Source organism: Pseudoalteromonas translucida KMM 520, assembly GCF_001465295.1.
GTDB classification, from domain to species: Bacteria; Pseudomonadota; Gammaproteobacteria; order Enterobacterales; family Alteromonadaceae; genus Pseudoalteromonas; species Pseudoalteromonas translucida.
Genome location: NZ_CP011035.1, coordinates 321318 through 341320 on the forward strand (window position 1 = coordinate 321318; position 20003 = coordinate 341320).

A 20003-nucleotide genomic window follows, 5' to 3' on the forward strand; every position below is an offset into this window, starting at 1 on the left:
ACCTAAGTATCTATTAACTCAATAGTACGGGTTTCCCACTAGAAAGTGACTCCTGAGCGGCATCGGCCATTATTTGTGCCTTCATTCCATCAGTAAAGGATGGACTGGTTGCCGTTTTATTAATGAGTGATGTGATAAAGCTATTAAGTTGAGAGCGATAAGCGTATTCATATCGCTCGATAAAGAATGGGTTAAGTATGCTAAGACTATCAGTGTTACTGGCAGTTGATTTGCTGACAGAGTTTGGGCGAGGATTATTTGATTGTAATAATCCCTCACTACCAAATGCTTCAATTCGTTGATCATAGCCATATACGCAGCGCCTAGAGCCATTGATGTGACAAAGTTTACCAGATTGAGTTTTAATCGTGATCATCACACTGTCAACGTCGCCAATATCAGCTAAATCAGGCGCAATTAGCGTGCTGCCAATAGCGTAAACTTCAGCGGCTTCTTCCCCTGTTATGAAGCGAAACATATCAAAATCATGAATGATCATATCACGGAAAATTCCACCTGAGTGCTTTAAGTACTTCGTTGGCGCAATATCAGGATCTCTACTGGTGATTATTAATTGTTGTAGCTGACCAATACCGCCATTACTTAGCTGTTGTTTTAATTCAGAGTGGGTTGGATCAAAACGACGATTAAAGCCAATTTGAATCGGCACTTGGCAATCTTTTATTTGCTCCCAGCATTGCCGCACGTGCTCCGTACTGAGATCAATCGGCTTTTCACATAAAATAGCTTTACCTGCTAAAGCACCTTTAATAATGAACTCAACATGTGTATCAGTTGAGGTTGCAATCAGTAATGCATCAATACTATCGTCATTGAGAATTTGCTCAACAGATTCAACGGCGCAAGCATCATATTTAGTAGCTAATTCGATCGCAGCTGGCTGATATGTATCATAAACATAGCACAATCTCGCCTGAGGAGAGCTGGCTATTAGCGAAGCATGCATACTGCCAATACGACCTGCACCCAATAAAGCAAAATTAATCATATTTATCTCCCTCTTATTTATTGAGAATCCATTCGTGTGCTGGATCATTTTTAAATATCCATTCTCGAGTAGGTCCTGCCATTACATTTAAGTAATACAATTCATACCCATGCGGACTGCCAACTGGGTGATAGCCTTCGGGCACCATTACCACCGAATTGTGTTCCACCGAAATAGTTTCATCTATTTTACGATCGTCAGTATAAACACGTTGGAAGGCAAAGCCCTGCTGAGGATTTAACTTATGGTAATACGTTTCTTCTAATGAACTTTCTTGTGGTAGGTTATCAGAGTCATGTTTATGCGGCGGATAGCTTGACCAATTACCATCAGGAGTTATCACTTCAACAACTAACAGCTTCTCAGCTTCCAAATTAGCGAATAAGATATTACAAACATGACGTTGATTTGTTCCATTGCCGCGAGTTTCATAACTACAGTCTTGTGGCTTAATCAATCGAGTTGGGTACTTTCCTACCGCAGGAGCTTTACATATTGCGACTTCTAATTCGGTATTTGCAGTGACTATTAATGTATCTTTAGGTGGAGTATAAACACTATATGGCGCTTTTTTTTCAAATACAGACATTCGTTCGCCAATATTAGTCCATGACTCATTATCCGTCTTAACATCGGCAAAGCCGCTTACGATCACCATGCATGTTTCATTGTCTGTACTACTAAACACTTTTTTTTCACCTGCAGCTAACTTGTGAACTTCAAAACTAACATATTTCCAATTAGCTGATTGTGGCGATATTTTTTGGATACAGCCAGAATCATCGCTATAATTTGGGCGACTGTGTAAATAAGACATTATATATCCTTTAGCCCCCAGATATTAATCCGGGTTCAGTTGAATTTGTTATATTTAATTGATGAGCTAACATAATAGAAAGAGCCTGTACCAGACACATTGTCGATGTTAATGAGCGAAATGAATGGATTTCCGCTTCTTTAACTATAAAGCAAACAGTTGCTTTATTGGCTAATGGGCTCAATGGGCTATCGGTAAACACAATAATAGGGTTACCATTTGCAATAGCATAATCAACAGATTGTTGCGTTTCATCCGCATATGGAAAGAAAGTAATTACGATAAGTGCATCATTATTTTTTATTAACTTAGCTTGTTCATGATGCATACCACCTATGCCATCAAGTAAAAAACAGCGTAAATTAATGTGATTAAAGAGGTAAGCTAAATAACTTGCTACCGGAAATGCGCGACGGACTGCCATCACATGAATCGAATCAGCCTGAATTAAAATATCTCTAGCACGATCTAAGTCACTTTGCTTAACACTGCTCTTTAGATTGGCCAGTGCATTGCTATTAGCTTGACTAAATTGCTCCAATAGTCTTATCCCCGCATTAGCATCTTCAAGGCTGGTATCGTCTTTAATTAACTTAATTCTTTCTTCATAATTAGGTGACTCTTGCAGTAACTTATTTTGAAAAAGCTTCTGCATATCACTAAAGCCACTAAAACCAAAAGCATGAGCAAACCGAATTAAGGTAGAAGGATGAACATTAGCATCATTAGCAATTATTGCGACAGTACCAAATGCTATTTCATTTGGGCTGTCTAATACGTATTTAGCAACCAGTTGCAATCGTTTACTTAAAACACTAAATTTTTCGGCTATTTCAACGTTTAATTCATCCAGTGCTAGTGCACTTTTATCACTTGTCATGTTTATATTCACCTTAGACTGAATTTTTAGCATATTGTATCAATAAATAGAATGAAAATTCTAAAAATACAATGCTTTTGGTTATATTACTTTGGTTTTAATTTCTAACGTACTGTCCCTGTTAGTTTTTCAACCAAAGCTAAATTATCAGCGGTAATATAACCTGGACCTGAGTTAATATTATTACTTTGGATAATTCCATAACGATTATAAAGGGTTAAAATGACTACAGGCATATATCCTTGTAGATAAGGCTGTTGATCTATTGCGAATGCGATAGTGCCATTTTTAATTGCATTTGCAATATCTTCACTTAAATCAAACGTACTAAAATGTACCTTCCCATTTAGTTTCATCTTATCAAGTGCGCGGATCGTAGGATGAGCTGAAGTAGGACCTACGGCGAGTATTGCATCAGTATCTGGGTTACTACGCATATACGCTCGAACTTTCATTTCTATACCAGATGGATCTTGCTGTGAATCAATCATACTGGAGGTTAAATCAACTCCGATCGCATCAGCATAACCCTTACAGCGTTCTACAGATGCAGGGTTGGTAATATAATGATTTACACATAAAAAGCTGGTAACTCCTGCTTTTTGAGCTTTTTTACCTGCACCAAACCCAGCCTCATATTCAGGCTGGCCAATATGCATAAGAGCATTGAGTTTTAAACTTTGTTCTGCTGTACCAGAGTTAATAGTGATAATAGGTATCCCTTTTCTAGTGGCTTTTTCAAGTGGACCACTTAAAACATCAAAGTCTGCAATTGAGACGATAATACCGTCAGGATTAGTCGCAATTGATTGTTCAACAATACGCGCCATATCAGCTAAGTCGCCAGTTGATGGATTACGGTAATCAACACGAACCCCCATAGTATCAGCCGATTCTTTAACTGCGTTCTTCACTGTATTCCACCAAGAATCAGAATCAGGTGCATGACTTATCATCACGAAATGTTCATCAGCCGCATGTGCGGAGAGTGAGGTCATCATTGGGCCGCTTATAGCGATAGTTGCTAGTAAAACTGTAGAGGTCTTTTTAATCATTGTAATCATTGCTTACTCCATCCTATCTAAGTATCAAAACTTTCAAGTAGTTTGATTGAGTTAAATTAAAAAATTAAAATTTCATTTGTTTAATATTGGAATTTAAATTCCATAAGTAGAAGGCCACAATTACAACTCATTGTCAAATAGATTGTTTTTTATTTACAAAAAGCACATTAAAGTCATTTTTTTTACAAAAACATTCCTTTCTAACTTACTTAATTAGCTAAATTTGATTTAATTATAAATATTTATATTTGAATAATTAAACAAGATATGTTTTTAAATGACTGAATTTAATCGTTATTTAACTAAGTGGTACAGGGTGTAATATATAAATTTAGGAAATCAAATTAAATTATTCGTTTCAATAGTTGATTATGTGGAATTTTTATTCTAGATTGAGGGCGGTTCAATCTAGATACTTCGTAAAGAAGACCTAAAAATAACCCCAGCTATCTGTATCATCGCTACAGATAAAGATAATAAAGATAAACAAAAAAGAGGTTGTATATGGCTACAGTCAGCACCGTTAGTGCATCAAAGAAAGCATCCCAAACTGACGAGCGGGTCAGAGAAATATCTAAAATAAAAAGCTTATTACACCGTCCAGATTTTGGCGCAATGTCCGGGGTTATACTGGTATTTATTTTCTTTGGTATCTTCGCAGGAGACTCAGGCATGTTTGCTGCGGATGGTATTATGAACTGGACAACGGTTTCCGCCCAGTTAGGAATATTAGCAATTGGCGCCTGTCTTCTGATGATTGCGGGTGAATTTGACTTATCAATGGGTTCGATGATTGGTTTTGCGGGTATGGTTATTTCTATTCCCGCATTGTACTGGGGCTGGCCTGTCTGGAGCAGTATCATGTTTGCCTTTGCATTATCAATGGGCATAGGCTGGTTTATTGGTTACGTTGTTGTTCGCACCGGTCTTCCTTCTTTTATCGTCTCGTTAGCCTTTTTGTTTATTTTACGTGGCTTAACTATTGCGCTATCTATCTTGTTTACTAATAAAACAATTGTGAGTGGCGTGGACCAAGTCTCTCAAAATGACTGGTTGGCTCCACTTTTTGGTGGCGAATTTGGAACGAGTATATTTACTTGGCTTGCTTCTATTGGATTACTAGATACTTATAGCGATGGCTCCCCTCTGGTTACCGGTATACCAATGATCGTAGTGTGGTGTGTATTGCTAGCAATTGCTTCAAGCTGGGTATTGTTTCGTACTAGCTTTGGTAACTGGATATTTGCTTCAGGGGGGGACTCTAAAGCGGCAAAAAATGTCGGGGTTCCTACTGATAGAGTAAAAATAATCTTGTTCATGTTTACTGCATTTTGCGCCACGCTTTATGCTGCATGTCAAGTGCTAGAGTTCGGTTCAGCAGCAGCAGACCGTGGCTTGCTGAAAGAGTTTGAGGCAATTATTGCTGTTGTAATAGGGGGAGCACTATTAACTGGTGGTTATGGATCAATTCTTGGCGCTTTATTTGGAGCCTTAATCTTTGGTGTTGTGCAAATGGGGATATTCTTCTCTGGTATTAGCTCAGATTGGTTCCGTGTTTTTTTAGGCGCCATGTTACTTATCGCAGTGCTATTTAATAACTTTATTCGTAAACAAATCACCAAAGCTAACTAATTAAGGAAAGATAATGAGCGAATTTATTATAGAACTTAAAAATGTCAGCCGTTATTTTGGCTCGGTAATCGCATTAAAAGACATAAATATGCAAGTGAAGTTAGGTGAGGTTCATTGTTTGTTAGGAGATAACGGCGCAGGTAAATCAACTTTAATTAAGATGTTAGCTGGTGTTCATAAACCTAGTGAAGGTGAATTCATATATGAAGGTGTATCTACAACACTCCCATCACCAAGAAAAGCCCTAGACTTGGGGATCGCAACAGTATACCAAGATCTAGCCTTAGTGTCTTTAATGAGTGTGACCCGCAACTTTTTTATGGGTCGAGAGCTGACTAAAAAGTGGGGGCCTTTCAGCTATTTTGATACCGAAAAAGCCAATAAGATAGCCGTTGATGGGCTAGCCGAAATGGGAATTTGTGTACGTAACCCAGAACAAGCTATTGGCACTATGTCAGGCGGTGAAAAACAATGCTTAGCGATTGCACGTGCTATTCATTTTGGTGCCAAAGTATTAATTCTTGATGAACCTACCGCTGCACTGGGTGTTAAACAGTCAGCGAATGTACTTAAAGTTGTCGCTAAAGCTAAAGCACGTGGCTTAGCGGTAATTTTAATCACGCACAATGTTCACCATGCATATCCTGTTGCAGATCGGTTTACTCTACTAAATCGAGGTCAAAGTCTCGGTACTTTCCTTAAGAAAGATGTTTCACGAGAAGAAGTGTTAGAAATGATGGCAGGTGGTCAAGAACTTGCTGATTTAGAATCAGAATTAGCAGAATTTGAGAGAGCTGATAAAGCTGAAAGTGAAGGCGGAAGTCACTCACTTGATGCAGGACAAGCCGCAGAAATCTCTATTAAAAGCGCAGTAACTGCATGAAAGAGAATAATATGAAAACAATTAAAGTTGGGTTAATTGGTACAGGATACATGGGAAAGGCCCATGCTATAGCCCTTCGCTCTGTACCCGCAGTGTTTCCTTTAAGTGCTAGGGTTGAATGTGAAATGTTAGCGGAAGTAAATAGCCAACTAGCAGCTGAAAAAGCGCTCGAATTCGGTTTTAACCGCTCGACAGGAGACTGGCGAGAGCTGGTAAATGACCCTGATATAGATGTTGTTGACATTTGTTCGCCTAATTATCTACACAAAGAAATGGCATTGGCTGCAATTGCTGCTGGCAAACATGTTTACTCTGAAAAACCGTTAGCACTCAATGCAAGTGATGCGCTTGAGATGACTTTAGCTGCTGAAAAAGCTGGGGTTAAAACACTAGTTGGTTTTAACTATGCTAAGAACCCAGCTAGCCAATTAGCTAAAGAGATTATCGCTAATGGTGAAATTGGCGAAATTGTTCACTTTCGTGGTACCCACAATGAAGATTATCTTGCCGACCCTCAAGCACCGTTTAGTTGGCGTCTTAAACGAGAATACTCTGGCTCGGGTACCTTAGGTGATATGGGCTCTCATATTATAAATATGGCACAGTATTTAGTGGGCGATATTTCTGCGGTAAACGGTGACTTACAAACTGTGATCACTAAACGTCCTATCCTGGGGAAACCTGGAGAATTCGGCATCGTTGAGAACGAAGATCAAGCGCATGCAATGATTCGTTTTGCCAATGGTGCTATCGGAACGATTGAGAGCAGTCGTATAGCTTGCGGTCGAAAAATGGGGTTAACTTACGTAGTAACGGGGACTAAAGGAACGATCATCTTCGATCAAGAGCGTTTGGCCGAACTGAAACTGTTTATTCGTGGAGAAAATACCGCTCGAGAAGGGTTTAAAACTATTTTAATTGGCCCAGAGCACCCAGATTATAAGCATTTTTGTATCTCCGCGGGACATGGCTTAGGTTATAACGATCAAAAAATAGTGGAAGTTCGCGACCTTATCCAAGGAATCGCCAATGATACTAAAATATGGCCTGATTTCAGGGCCGCGTATGAAGTTAACTTAGTTGTTGATTCTATTGAAGAGTCACATAATCTTGGCCAATGGATCAATATTAAAGCCAGCTCTTAATTCAATAAGCGAATGGAAATCTCGCCAATTTTTATCGGAGTTAAACGATAATGAATAAAAACTATAAATTTGATGTAATTTGTTTAGGCCGTGCAGCAGTAGATCTTTACGGTGAGCAAATTGGCAGCCGTTTAGAAGACGTTTCATCTTTTAGCAAATCTTTGGGAGGGTCGTCAGGCAATATAGCTTTTGGGACTGCTCGCTTAGGCTTAAAATCATCGATGCTAACCCGTGTAGGTGATGAACATATGGGGCGTTTTGTCCGCGAAGAATTACAACGGGTAGGCTGTGATGTTAGTCATGTTGTAACAGATCCGGAACGCCTAACAGGGTTAGTACTATTATCAATTAAAGACAACGACAGTTTTCCGTTATTGTTTTACCGTAATGACTGTGCCGATATGGCAGTAGATAGTAATGATTTCGATGCCGAGTATATTGCATCAAGCAAGTCATTACTTATTACTGGTACGCATTTTTCAACGGAACAAACAAAGGCGACCAGTCTTAAAGCTATTGAGTATGCTCGGGCTGCTGGTACTAAAGTGATTTTAGATATTGATTATCGACCTGTGTTATGGGGATTAACAGGATTAGGCGAGGGAGAAAACCGTTTTGTTTCTGATGAGACAGTGACTAATCATTTACTTTCTATTTTACCTCTTTGTGACTTAATTGTTGGTACTGAGGAAGAAATTCACATTGCAGCAGGTTGCACCGACACTATTGAGTGTTTACATAGAATTAGAGGAATTAGCCAAGCTGAAATTGTTGTAAAACGCGGTGCGCTGGGCTGTTCTGTTTTTGATAGTGCGATCCCTGCTACTTTAGATGAAGGGCATACTACTTATGGTGTCGAAGTTGATGTGCTAAACGTATTGGGAGCGGGTGATGCATTTTTAAGTGGTTTTTTACGAGGTTGGTTACGTAATGAGAGCTACGAAAAGTGTTGTACTTACGCTAATGCTTGTGGTGCGTTGGTTGTATCCCGACATGGGTGCGCACCAGCAATCCCATCAGCGGAAGAGTTAGACAACTATTTGGCAAGACAACATGCTATAGCGCGTCCAGATCTAGACCCAGAACTAAATCACTTACATCGAGTAACTACTCGCGTACCTACAGACTGGAACGAACTGTGTATATTAGCATTTGATCACCGTAAGCAATTTTATGATATGGCTCGTGCACTTAATGCGGATCCAGCGCGAATTTCTAAATTAAAAAAATTGCTAGTTGAAGCAACAATTGCTGGCTCTCAAACTGAAGGGTTTAATTATCAAGCAGGTGTTTTAATTGATGACACATATGGACAAGATGCGCTAAACCAAGTAACAGGACGTAATTGGTGGATAGGGCGTCCAGTTGAGCTTCCTAGCTCTCGCCCCATTGAGCTAGAAGGTGGTCGGTCAATTGCTTCTCGACTTAAAAGTTGGCCGAAAGAGCATATAGTAAAATGCCTTGTTTTCTTCCATCCAAATGATGAAATCAACCTACGTTTAGCTCAAGAACGGCAAGTTGTTGAGTTATACAAAGCCTGCTGTTTAAGCGGTCACGAGCTACTAATTGAAATTATCCCACCAGTAGATATGGATAAAGATAACTTAACTGTTTTAAGAGCAATGCAACGCTTTTTTAATCTTGGCGTGCAACCAGATTGGTGGAAACTTCCTGCCCCGACCACTTCAGAGTGGCAGGATATTTCGACGTTACTAAAGCAACGCTCTCCACACTGCAGAGGAGTCATATTATTAGGGTTAGATGCACCATTAAGTGAATTAGAAAATGCATTTAAAGCCAGTGCTAATTTTGATATCTGTAAAGGTTTTGCTGTGGGTCGCTCTATCTTCACTGCGCCTAGTAAATTGTGGCTTACAGGAGATATTGACGACAATGAGTTTATTTCTCAAGTAAAAGATAATTATTTACGACTTGTTAACGCTTGGCGTAATAGGAAATTGTAAGGAGCTAAAGATGAAAACAATACGTTTGACAGCTGCTCAAGCATTAATTAAATATTTGCAGCAACAATATCTAATATCAGAAACTACCGATGGCCAGCCGGAAGCTATTTTTACAGGCGCCTTTGCTATTTTTGGCCACGGGAATGTTGCAGGTATAGGTGAAGCGCTCTATCAGGAACGTAATACATTTCCAACATATCGCGCTCATAATGAACAAGGCATGGCGCATGCAGCTATCGCTTTTGCTAAACAGCATAACCGTAGAAAAATGATGATGTGTACTACATCTATTGGGCCAGGCGCGACAAATATGGTCACAGCAGCAGGGCTGGCACATGTTAACCGTCTACCTATATTATTTGTACCTGGCGATACATTTGCTAATCGAGTACCTGATCCAGTATTACAACAAGTGGAATGTTTTAGTGACCCAACGATTTCGGTTAATGATTGTTTTAAACCGGTCAGCCGTTACTTCGATCGTATTAATCGTCCTGAGCAGCTAATCAATAGCTTACCTGTAGTTATGCAGACTTTGCTCGACCCAGTTAATTGTGGCCCCGTCACATTAGCTATACCACAAGATGTGCAAACAATGGCGTTTGATTACCCAGCGAAGATGTTTGAAAAGCGGATTCACCGTATTCGTAGACCTGGCATTGAAAACAGTGAACTAGAGCAAGTGATTGCGCTGCTGCGAAAGTCGTCTAAACCTTTGATCATTGCCGGTGGCGGTGTTCATTACTCTTTAGCGACCGAGACACTGGCACAGTTTGCAGATGCTCATAAAATTCCTGTTGCTGAAACCCAGGCGGGTAAAGGTAGTCTTAATTGGCAACATCCTTATGCAGTAGGTGGTATAGGTGTTACGGGCAGTAAATCTGCAAATAGTCTAGCGCGTCAAGCCGATTTAATTATTGCAATAGGCTCAAGGTTACAAGATTTCACCACTGAGTCACGCACGCTTTTTGAGGGGGGGAATACTAAGTTAGTTCAGATAAACGTCGGTCAATTCGATGCGAACAAACACGATGCTATACCGCTCCAAGCCGATGCAAAAATCGCATTGCAACATCTAACAAGTAATCTATCTGATTGGCAATCATCTCCAGCGTGGGGCGAGGAAGTTAACAGCGTTAATGAACAATGGCGGGAAGTTTATCAGCAAGTAACAGCTGATACAGATGCAAAGTTACCAAGTGACGCTCAGGTCTTAGGTGCAGTAAAACGTCAATCTGATCCTCGGGATGTAGTGGTATGCGCTGCTGGAGGTTTACCGGGTGATTTACATAAGCTTTGGCGTTGTGATGATAACAAAAGTTATCACGTAGAATATGGCTTTTCTTGTATGGGTTATGAAATTGCAGGAGGCCTTGGTGTAAAAATGGCCAGTCCAGATCGTGATGTGTTTGTAGTGGTCGGAGATGGCTCTTACATGATGATGAATTCAGAACTGGCAACCTCGGTAATGATGGGACAAAAAATCATTGTTATTGTGTTAGATAATCGAGGATATGGCTGTATTAATCGTTTACAAATGGCTACCGGTAATGAACCTTTTAATAACTTATTAGAGGATTGTCATAGTATTGATCAAGGTGCTCCGAAGCTAGATTTTGCTGCGCATGCAATAGCTATGGGAGCCCAAGCAGAATCGGTGTCTTCAATCGCAGCATTAGAACAAGCAATACAAAGGGCTAAACAGGCTGAACGCAGTTATTTAATTGCTATTGATACGGATCCCTATGTGACCACCTGCAATGGAAATTCGTGGTGGGATGTTGCTATTCCTGAAGTGTCTGTTAGCGAAAAAGTTAACCTTGCGCAACAGAGCTATCAACAGAATAAAAACAAACAACCGTATTAATTGTCGGAAAATATTTATTACCCCCTTTATTTGGATATAAAACTATGACTATAAAAGTAGGAATAAACCCTCTGACCTGGACAAATGATGACTTACCATCTCTAGGTGCAGACACCTCTTTAGAACAATGCCTTAGTGAAGGTAAAAAAGCGGGTTATGCGGGCTTTGAACTTGGCAACAAGTTTCCACGTCAAAGTGAACAGCTAAATAGTGTATTAGCTGAGCATGATTTAAAGCTTGTCTCTGGCTGGTTTAGCGGTCAACTGTTATCACGTAGTGCGGAAGAAGAAATTATTGCGATTGAAGATCATTTGCAATTGCTGAAAAAGGGCGGTTCGAACGTGATGGTTTATTGCGAAGTAACAGGCGCGATCCATGGTAAACAAGCAATCCCATTATCACATAGACCAACTATGCAAGCTGCTGAGTGGGAACAGTTTGGTAAGCAACTAACTCAAGTTGCTGATTACTGCTTAAGTCAGGGAGTGCGGTTAGCTTACCACCACCACATGGGAACCGTTGTTGAAACAAGTGATGATATTGACTTGTTGATGCAGCATACAGGAGATTCTCTCGGTTTGTTACTTGATAGTGGCCATATTACTTACGCAAATGGTGATCCATTAGCCGTAGTAGTCAAGCATGGTAAGCGAATTGTTCATGTCCACACCAAAGACGTCAGGCTTGACGTTTTAAAAGATGCAAAAAATCGTAATCTTAGTTTTTTAGATGCTGTACTGAATGGTGTATTTACCGTTCCGGGTGATGGTGATATTGATTATACAGCAATATTTACCGCACTTAGAGAGCTAAATTATCAAGGTTGGCTTGTAGTTGAGGCTGAGCAAGATCCTGCGATTGCCGATCCATTGACCTATGCAACTCTAGGTTTTAATAATATTCAAGACTTTGCACGTAAAGCAAATTTAAAATTAGCATAAAAGGATTCATAAAATGAAAATTGTAGGTAATTACATTAATGGTGAAAGCGTTGCAAGTGCAAGTACTCGAACAGCTCCAGTATTCAACCCAGCAACAGGTGAGCAAACAAAGTTAGTGTCACTAGCAACGGTAAGCGAAACTGAAGCGGCAATTAGTATAGCTGAACAAGCTTTTCATGAGTGGAGTCGTGTTTCACCGCTAAACCGTGCACGCGTTATGTTTCGTTTTAAAGCGTTATTAGAACAAAATATTGATCAATTAGCTGAAATGATCACCCTTGAACACGGTAAAGTATTATCTGATGCTAAAGGTGAACTCACGCGGGGCATGGAAGTTGTTGAATTTGCATGCGGTATACCACACTTATTAAAGGGCGAGCATTCTCTTAATGTTGGTCGTGGTGTTGATAGTTTTTCACTGATGCAACCAGTAGGTGTTTGCGCAGGTATTTCACCTTTTAACTTTCCAGTAATGGTCCCTATGTGGATGTTTCCAATAGCCCTAGCGTGTGGCAATACTTTTGTAATGAAGCCATCTGAAAAAGATCCGAGCGTTATTATGCGAGTAGCCGAGCTTTTAAAAGAAGCTGGTTTACCAAATGGTGTTTTTAACATTATTAATGGCGATAAAGAGGCTGTTGATGTGTTATTGAACGATAGCCGTGTACAAGCGGTTAGTTTTGTAGGCTCAACACCGATTGCTGAATATATCTATGCGACAGGTAGTAAAAATGGCAAACGTGTTCAAGCTCTAGGTGGTGCTAAAAATCATATGATCATGATGCCAGATGCCGAAGTTGATCAAGTAACGTCAGCATTAATGGGGGCTGCATTTGGTTCGGCTGGCGAACGTTGTATGGCAATTTCAGTCGCCGTTTGTGTTGGTGATGAAACCGCTGACCGACTAATAGATAAGTTGCAGCAAGAAATAGCGGATATGCGTGTGGGACCCGGATCAGGTCTGGCCGAGGAAGCCCATATGGGGCCATTAATAAGTAAAGTTCATGCTGAAAAGGTAACTGGCTATATTAATTCAGGGGTTGAAGAAGGTGCAAAACTCGTCGTTGACGGACGTGGTTTTAAGGTCGATAAACATGAGTTGGGTTACTTTATTGGCCCAACGTTATTTGATGATGTTAAACCTGGTATGCGGATTTATAAAGAAGAAATTTTTGGGCCCGTACTAGCTGTTGTTCGTGTCGGTTCATATCAAGAAGCCATAGAACTAATTAATTCGCATGAATATGGGAATGGAACCACCATATTTACTAGTGATGGCGATAGTGCTCGACAGTTTTGTGAGCAAGTTCAGGTTGGTATGGTTGGTGTGAACATTCCAATCCCAGTGCCTATGGCGTTCCATAGTTTTGGTGGTTGGAAGCGATCAGTATTCGGTCCATTAAATATGCATGGTAACGATGGTGTGCGCTTCTATACTAAGATGAAAACAGTCACTGCCAGATGGCCTAAAGGGCAGCAAACAACGAATTCTTTCTCGATGCCTACTATGAAATAGTATTTGTTACTTTAGGTTTCTATCCATTTGACAAATGGATAGAAACCTTCACTTTAAGCGTTATACCATAAGTACGTTACCATAGATGATTTATTATATATTCAATGAGTAAGCAACCTGAGGTCTGGATAATAAATCTATTTCCAGTTGCTATTTTTTCGCCTAGTCCTAGGCACCTAATTGCTAAATATCCCTTGGTAATAACGGGTCAAGATTACTTGGCGCTTGCAGTTTCAACAAGGCTATAGAGTATGGTAACGCTATTGTAAGTATTTGAGAACAGCCATGCCTTGTGGTCTATCATAAATAGTTTAATCGCTCGTTCAGCTCGGTTGCTATCCATTTTAAGCCTGCCATCATCAAGATAGTGGCGGAATTTTCAAACTGATTTATCGCGTAGTTAATAGCTTTACCAAGCATCATTTTTTGGGGTATCTTAATGCTTGATCAGCTCTTGATAGATGAGTTTGGCTTTTTGCTGTTTTACGTTGAACTTTTTAATACTATAGATCTTACCTATCAGATTCAACGCCACATCGCTTTGCCAGCTTTTCTTGTTATTGCCTGTAGCCTCGATGAATTTACGGCCTATATGGCAATGCTCATTTACTGCCAATGTGATCAGTTAGAGCGTAGATTGATACTGCAATTTTTCATGACTAAGTGTCATCATATCTCGACAATAATCAATTCAGTTGTTGGAGACTCAGTTCAAATTATTTTATGGTAGCTTTGTCTGGCTTTGTCTGGCTTTGTCTGGCTTTGTCTGGCTATTTGAGCTTGTTTTTTTATAGTCGCTTGTACCACAGAGCAATGCCCGTTTTATCCCAATACACCAGTTTGAGTTTATCTTTTGCTTTGTTGCACAGAAAGAGCGCACCAGCATATGCATCGTGTTTCAACTCATCTTCAACGATGACCATGTGTAGTGATCAATAAGCTTTAGAAAGTCCACGACATCACGGTGTAAGTAAATATTTTTGGGTTCAACAACATCTTCATCAGGCAAGCTCGCGTAATAATTGACTTAGGTGATTTATGGTGTTGCTGCCTGTAAGTTTTTGTTTTTTTGAAATAATTTTATTGTTAGTACTCAGTTATAGCTAAATCGCTAGATGTTTGCTCTTTGATGATGCTACGCCACTGTTCAAGGCTACGGTTTTTCTCATCGTTATCTCTTAATTCAAACGTGGAAACAGCCTAATAGTTTTGACGCTTTACAGGCAGGTGTTCCTTGTTAGACGATTATAGAGCCCTTACAGAAATTAGAATTTATGTTCCACTGTTAATAAAATGAAACATTTAGTTTAAATACATGTTGACAAAACTTCTAAATAGGCTTCTACTTGATGAATCAAGCATTCCAAATTAATTTATTTTGGAATTTAATGTTTAAAATAAAATTAACTTATCTATTAGTAGGAGTAAGCGTGAAATATAATACATTACTAAAGTCCTCTTTATCTTTAATAGCCTTGTTAGCAACAACATTAACAGGTGTTAATGCTGCTGAGCGCCCAACAATATTATCGGATGAAGATATTGCTTATGTTAAAGAATTAATTAGCAGTGAGGTAAATGCCAAGCAAGAAGCCGATAATAGTTTTAGTTTTGGTGGTTATTTTCGAACAGGTACAAACACCGTTATTGGCGGAGGAGCTAAAAACGGTGGTTCTTGTTACTCACTAAATTACCCCAAAAATGATGGTATTTATTATCGTTTAGGTAATGAGTGCCGTGACTATGGAGAACTAAAATTTACTAAAAAGCAGCAATTGAGTGGGGTGAACTTTAAAGCAGTATACATGATAGATGTCGCTGGCGATTCACGTTCGCCTACAGCAACAGAGTCTTGGTCGAAACGTACAAGGGAGCTATATGTTGAGACAGATAACTTGCTTGATAATGGTAACTTATGGATGGGACGGCGCTATTACAGAAGTATTGGCGTAGGTGATGTGCATATGCTTGATTATTTTTATGTGCAAAGCTCTGGTAATGGTGTGGGTGTTTCAGATATAGCTATAAATGACAGCGACAAACTACATATTGCCGTATTAGCTTATGGTGGCGAGGGTGACATTACAGGTGAAAATGGCACCGCAGATAGCAATTATCAAAATATTATGGCCGATATTCGTTATGAAATGGATGTAGGTGATGCAGGAGAAGTTGTATTTACACTGCAAAACTTATTTGTTAACGATGCAATAAATGCAGCCGGTTTAGCCGATGGCCGAACCTATACAGTACAGTGGCAAAAAAAGTTCGGCATTGTTGATCAAAAAACAGCGATTCAGGTTGGTACAGGAGCTATGGCGCGTAATCCTGGCAGCGCTGGTACGGATGGCGGAAGTTTTGATTATGCTGCCAATAGTAGCTCAAAGGGCTTGCGTATTTTCAATACTGGTTTAATTGATATTAGTGAAAAATTTAAAATAAATTATATGGCGATGTACGAAAAATCATCTGATTACCACACCCTAAAAAGTGTTGGTGTGCGCCCGCATTATTCAATATCGCCACATTGGAGTGTGCTTGGTGAAGTGGGTTATAACGCTTATCAAACAAAAACAAACGGCATTGAAAATGATGAGCAAAAATTAATGAAGTACGCCTTAGCATTACAAGCGACTGCAGACTCAACAGATTTTTGGTCTAGACCGTCGTTAAGGTTTTACCTAAGTAACTTTGATTGGAACAATGCAGCTGGTCAAGAGTCTGGCTTAAATGTTGCTGGCAAAGAAGGTGCTGAGAGTGCCTTGGTTGCAGGCGCTCAGGTAGAAGTTTGGTTTTAATTGTTCATTGCTTGTATGTTTTCATCTCGTAGGGTGGCCAGCCTACGAGATTTCTACTGATATAGGGTGAGCAGGTATCGTGGGTTTAACCTTAATATATTTAGTCCTATTCACTATTGCTTTTATCATAAGCCATTTACGGTTAGGCTAAGCGTTTACTGCGCAACGATTCTAGGATTGCAAAGAACTCGATTGCAGGAGTATTCTGCTGAATTGCTAATAATAAGTGTTGTTGCTGGGTTTGAGGTGCAGCTTCATTATAAGGTGGGTCTAGATCTAAATTAGTGGGAAACGAGTAACCATCAGCGGTACATGCCACTACTGCTTTTAGAGCTTCTTCGTCAAGCTGCCCTGTTTGCCATTTATGGCATAGTGTTCCATAAAGGGTCTGACACATAGCTTCTCTATTAATGCTTTCCATTGGTTTACTAAAACTAGATGAGATTTGTAAAAGGTTAGCTGTGCGATGTAGATCAGCTGTTTGATTAGAGCCAGCGGCATGAATTAACGCGGGATTAAAAAATAATAAATCACCCTGCTGCAATGCAAGTTGCACGTATTCTTGTTCAAATAATTTAACTACGTCGGGATCACGCCATGCCAGATAACCTAAATCATATTGGTGAGAAAAGGGGAGTAACTTAGTGGGGCCACTGGCGAGAGGCATATCAGTATGCGCAACTGCGCCTTGTAAGGTAAGAGCACTTGATAATTTGTGGATTGATAGCGGGTAAGATTCACAAATAGCATTACTTTGAAAGCCCAAATGATAATCTCGGTGTGGGTGCTGTGCATTTGCTCCAGGGTGAACGACATTAACTTGCGAGGTCATTTGCCAATAGGGTCCTAACCAAGCGTCTGCAACCCATCCTAATGCTGGGTTTTTATAGTATTCGATAAAATCAGCAGGTGCTTGTAATGCGACTTTTTGTAAGGCATTCCAAATTCGGCCATTCGCTCCAGCAGTGGCGAAGTGATCGCCTCCGGTTTTTTGTTCTCTTTCTTGAATAAGAATAGACTCAAATAATTTATTAAAGCGTGAGAGCAAAGCTGGATCAGAATATGCGCCCTTTATTACTATCACGCCAGGTCCATTATCAGATATGGCTCGGTGTAATTCACTCAGCACATTTATGCGTTCTGTTTGCATGTGATCTGCTAATGATGATGCATTGTAAATAAGCACATTATTTTTGCAATCATGTGCATAAGGGTAATCATTAAGAGCGACGCTTTGCTTACAGAGTTGAAATAGATGTTCATCGTTAACATCTTGTGAACGTAAAAAGTTAGCGGGATTTTGAGACATAGTAGGAACCTATTAATGTTGTTATTGATAGCTAATTGACAGTGAGTCTAACATCGGTGTCAATTTTAATGAGGTTAGTTAACCTCAAGGAAACCTCATTTTAGGATGGTTATGCGTAAATTACGGTATTTCTCAATCAAACAGATCGCTGCCCAGTCAGGTGTCAGTAAGGCAACGGTTGATCGTGCTGTCCACCAACGAGGAAAAGTAAGCGCACACACCCAGAGGAGGGTAGAACAAGCTCTGATTGAATTAGCAGAGCAACAAAATAACGTTCCTATTTCAGGACGAACTTTTTACATCGATGTGGTTATGCACGCGCCTAATCGCTTTTGTCAGGCAGTAAAAGAGGCAATTTATGCACAACTGATGATGATGACTCCGTTTCGGATTCGGCCAAGATTCCATTTATTTGAAGAGATTAGTATTGAGGAACTATGCCAGCAATTAATCGTACTCGGTAAACGAAGTAGTCATGGAATAATTCTCAAAGCACCCAATGCTCCTATTATCATAGAGACGGTAAATATTTTATTCGAACAAGGTATCCCTACGGTTACTTTAGTCACGGACTTACCATCTTCAAAACGTATATTATACAGTGGTATGCCTAACAAATTAGCTGGTGAAACGGCGGCGTATCTCATGATGAACTGGCTAAACGACAGGGCGCCGAAACGAGTTTTAGTGGTAATGAGTAAAGTTTTTTTTCAAGGTGAACAACAACGCGTCATGGCGTTTCGTAATAGCTTGATAAATAAGGTAAAGAATGTTGATGTGCTTATATCTGAAGGTGGCTATGGTATGGATACATTAGTGTATAAACAGATAAACACACTATTCACTCAGTTTAATAAGATCCATGGAGTTTATAGTGTAGGAGGTGGCAATAACGCCATATTACAAGCGTTTGCCGAGCAACAACGCCCCCTTCCTATTTTCATTGCTCATGACTTGGATAGAGATAACCGTATTCTCCTAGCTCAACACCAAATACATGCGGTGTTGCATCATGATCTACAGCAGGATGTACAGTGTGCATTCTTTGCTTTATTACAACACCACAACGTTCTCCCAGAAAGTGATTTACCAGCTTCAAAAATAGATATCATTACACCATTTAATATACCTTAGCCTGTTATATATTTGCTCGCTTAACATAAGCGCATTTATCATTGTAGCTACGCTCTTGGTTATACTTTAGTGGGCGCCGATATTCTTAGGTGGTACGCCATAGGCGTGTTTAAATAAGCGGCTAAAATGGCTAGGGCAATTAAAACCCAGCTCATAACACGCTTGGCTAACCGTGCGGCCCTGCAACAATTTACTATAGGCTTTTTTAAGCCTAAGTTGCTGCTGCCACAGTGCTGGGCTAGTACCAAACGCTAACTTAAATTGTTGATAAAACTTGCTGCGACTCATGCAGGCAATTTTACACAGCCTCTCTATATCCAATGCTTCATTTAAGTGCTCTTCTATGTATTGCAAAGCATTATTTACCGGTGTTTTAAGCTGCGAATTATTGCCGTGTTTTAGTAATAAATCACGACTTTGTTGCTGTAGCAAGCGGGTAATAAGCTCGTTTAACGATAAGTCGATTAAATAACCTCGCTGCTCGTCGGGCTCACTAAATAAATGCACCATACGCGCTAAAAGTTGTTGGGTTTGGCTATTGTGCTGGCTATGTACCAGTTGCGGTGTATAGGCAAATAAGTCATCGCTGGCAAAGCGTTGCTCAATATTGAGTGCATTAGCCACCTGCGTTATTTTGTCTGTGCTTATTTCAATAGCAAGGCAGGTAGTAGGCGCGCTTTAAAGATGCTTGTTCAAAGTCAATTAATACCCCTTGCTCTGGTGCTAATACAAAGGATTCGTGAGGTAAAAATGCCTTATGGTATTGGCAGCTCTCTACATGCATTACCTTTTTACCACTAAGCATGGCGCAAAAAAGTAATTCTTTTGAATGCAAAGCTACTTTTTGTGCATTTTGATAAGTATCGTAAATACTTAGCTCGCTATTATCGGCAGCAAAGGTCACTTTATTTTCAATTAGCACCTTTAATTGCTGGCGTTGCTTATTTAATTGCGGAGTATGCATTTTAATCCCTTTTAAATCTGGACTCATAGACAACTTTTGTGGACAGCAATACATGCTTTTAAGTGTTTGATAGTCTAATG

Annotated in this window: 15 protein-coding genes and 2 pseudogenes; 9 read left to right on the top strand and 8 right to left on the bottom strand. The window is 39.9% G+C overall.

All coding sequences use genetic code 11. The features are described 5' to 3' along the window. Positions 1–13 precede the first annotated feature (13 nt). From iolG to PTRA_RS16950, 4 genes are all read right to left on the bottom strand, one after another. Positions 14–1009 (bottom strand): inositol 2-dehydrogenase, encoded by a 996-nt coding sequence (gene iolG, locus PTRA_RS16935; protein WP_058374843.1) that lies wholly within the window; start codon positions 1007–1009, stop codon positions 14–16. A gap of 13 nt (positions 1010–1022) precedes the next feature. Continuing rightward, complete coding sequence (gene iolB / locus PTRA_RS16940; protein ID WP_058374844.1) at positions 1023–1826, bottom strand: 5-deoxy-glucuronate isomerase; 804 nt, start codon at positions 1824–1826, stop codon at positions 1023–1025. 10 nt (positions 1827–1836) lie between these two features. Further along, a complete protein-coding gene (locus tag PTRA_RS16945; RefSeq protein WP_058374845.1) occupies positions 1837–2706 on the bottom strand; it encodes a MurR/RpiR family transcriptional regulator in 870 nt (289 codons plus the stop codon). A gap of 104 nt (positions 2707–2810) precedes the next feature. Beyond that, the gene (locus PTRA_RS16950) at positions 2811–3770 is read right to left on the bottom strand and encodes a sugar ABC transporter substrate-binding protein (protein WP_083497555.1); all 960 of its coding nucleotides are present in this window, start codon (positions 3768–3770) and stop codon (positions 2811–2813) included. Positions 3771–4274: 504 nt separating this feature from the next. On the opposite strand from PTRA_RS16950, the gene PTRA_RS16955 reads away from it, so the two are divergent. The 7 genes from PTRA_RS16955 to PTRA_RS16985 are packed head-to-tail and all read left to right on the top strand — an operon-like array spanning position 4275 to position 13718. After that, positions 4275–5402 (top strand): ABC transporter permease, encoded by a 1128-nt coding sequence (locus PTRA_RS16955; protein WP_058374846.1) that lies wholly within the window; start codon positions 4275–4277, stop codon positions 5400–5402. 13 nt (positions 5403–5415) lie between these two features. Next, positions 5416–6285, top strand: a complete 870-nt coding sequence (locus PTRA_RS16960) for an ATP-binding cassette domain-containing protein (RefSeq protein ID WP_058374847.1) — start codon at positions 5416–5418, stop codon at positions 6283–6285. An 11-nt stretch (positions 6286–6296) separates the two neighbouring features. After that, on the top strand, positions 6297–7430 hold the full coding sequence (locus PTRA_RS16965) for a Gfo/Idh/MocA family protein (RefSeq protein WP_058375154.1): 1134 nt from the start codon (positions 6297–6299) through the stop codon (positions 7428–7430). Positions 7431–7480: 50 nt separating this feature from the next. After that, positions 7481–9394, top strand: a complete 1914-nt coding sequence (locus PTRA_RS16970; RefSeq protein ID WP_058374848.1) for a bifunctional 5-dehydro-2-deoxygluconokinase/5-dehydro-2-deoxyphosphogluconate aldolase — start codon at positions 7481–7483, stop codon at positions 9392–9394. 10 nt (positions 9395–9404) lie between these two features. Continuing rightward, on the top strand, positions 9405–11261 hold the full coding sequence (gene iolD, locus PTRA_RS16975) for a 3D-(3,5/4)-trihydroxycyclohexane-1,2-dione acylhydrolase (decyclizing) (protein WP_058374849.1): 1857 nt from the start codon (positions 9405–9407) through the stop codon (positions 11259–11261). A gap of 44 nt (positions 11262–11305) precedes the next feature. Next, complete coding sequence (gene iolE, locus PTRA_RS16980; protein WP_058374850.1) at positions 11306–12202, top strand: myo-inosose-2 dehydratase; 897 nt, start codon at positions 11306–11308, stop codon at positions 12200–12202. A 13-nt stretch (positions 12203–12215) separates the two neighbouring features. After that, complete coding sequence (locus tag PTRA_RS16985) at positions 12216–13718, top strand: CoA-acylating methylmalonate-semialdehyde dehydrogenase (RefSeq protein WP_058374851.1); 1503 nt, start codon at positions 12216–12218, stop codon at positions 13716–13718. Positions 13719–13932: 214 nt separating this feature from the next. Here the strand turns inward: PTRA_RS16985 and PTRA_RS19400 are convergent. Beyond that, positions 13933–14082, bottom strand: a pseudogene (locus PTRA_RS19400) (IS66 family transposase); the annotation flags it as partial. Positions 14083–14506: 424 nt separating this feature from the next. Next, on the bottom strand, positions 14507–14641 hold the full coding sequence (tnpB, locus tag PTRA_RS19405; protein WP_083497558.1) for an IS66 family insertion sequence element accessory protein TnpB: 135 nt from the start codon (positions 14639–14641) through the stop codon (positions 14507–14509). A 507-nt stretch (positions 14642–15148) separates the two neighbouring features. On the opposite strand from tnpB, the gene PTRA_RS16995 reads away from it, so the two are divergent. Next, positions 15149–16516, top strand: coding sequence for a carbohydrate porin (locus PTRA_RS16995; RefSeq protein ID WP_157756057.1), 1368 nt, complete (start codon positions 15149–15151; stop codon positions 16514–16516). 142 nt (positions 16517–16658) lie between these two features. On the opposite strand, the gene PTRA_RS17000 is transcribed toward PTRA_RS16995, so the two are convergent. Further along, on the bottom strand, positions 16659–17825 hold the full coding sequence (locus tag PTRA_RS17000; RefSeq protein WP_058374853.1) for a phytanoyl-CoA dioxygenase family protein: 1167 nt from the start codon (positions 17823–17825) through the stop codon (positions 16659–16661). 111 nt (positions 17826–17936) lie between these two features. Here PTRA_RS17000 and PTRA_RS17005 point away from each other — a divergent pair, with 111 nt between their 5' ends. Further along, positions 17937–18959: a LacI family DNA-binding transcriptional regulator gene (locus tag PTRA_RS17005; protein ID WP_208855544.1), complete on the top strand. Its 1023-nt coding sequence runs from the start codon at positions 17937–17939 to the stop codon at positions 18957–18959. 66 nt (positions 18960–19025) lie between these two features. Here the strand turns inward: PTRA_RS17005 and PTRA_RS17010 are convergent. Next, positions 19026–19923, bottom strand: a pseudogene (locus PTRA_RS17010) (helix-turn-helix domain-containing protein). Positions 19924–20003: the final 80 nt, after the last annotated feature.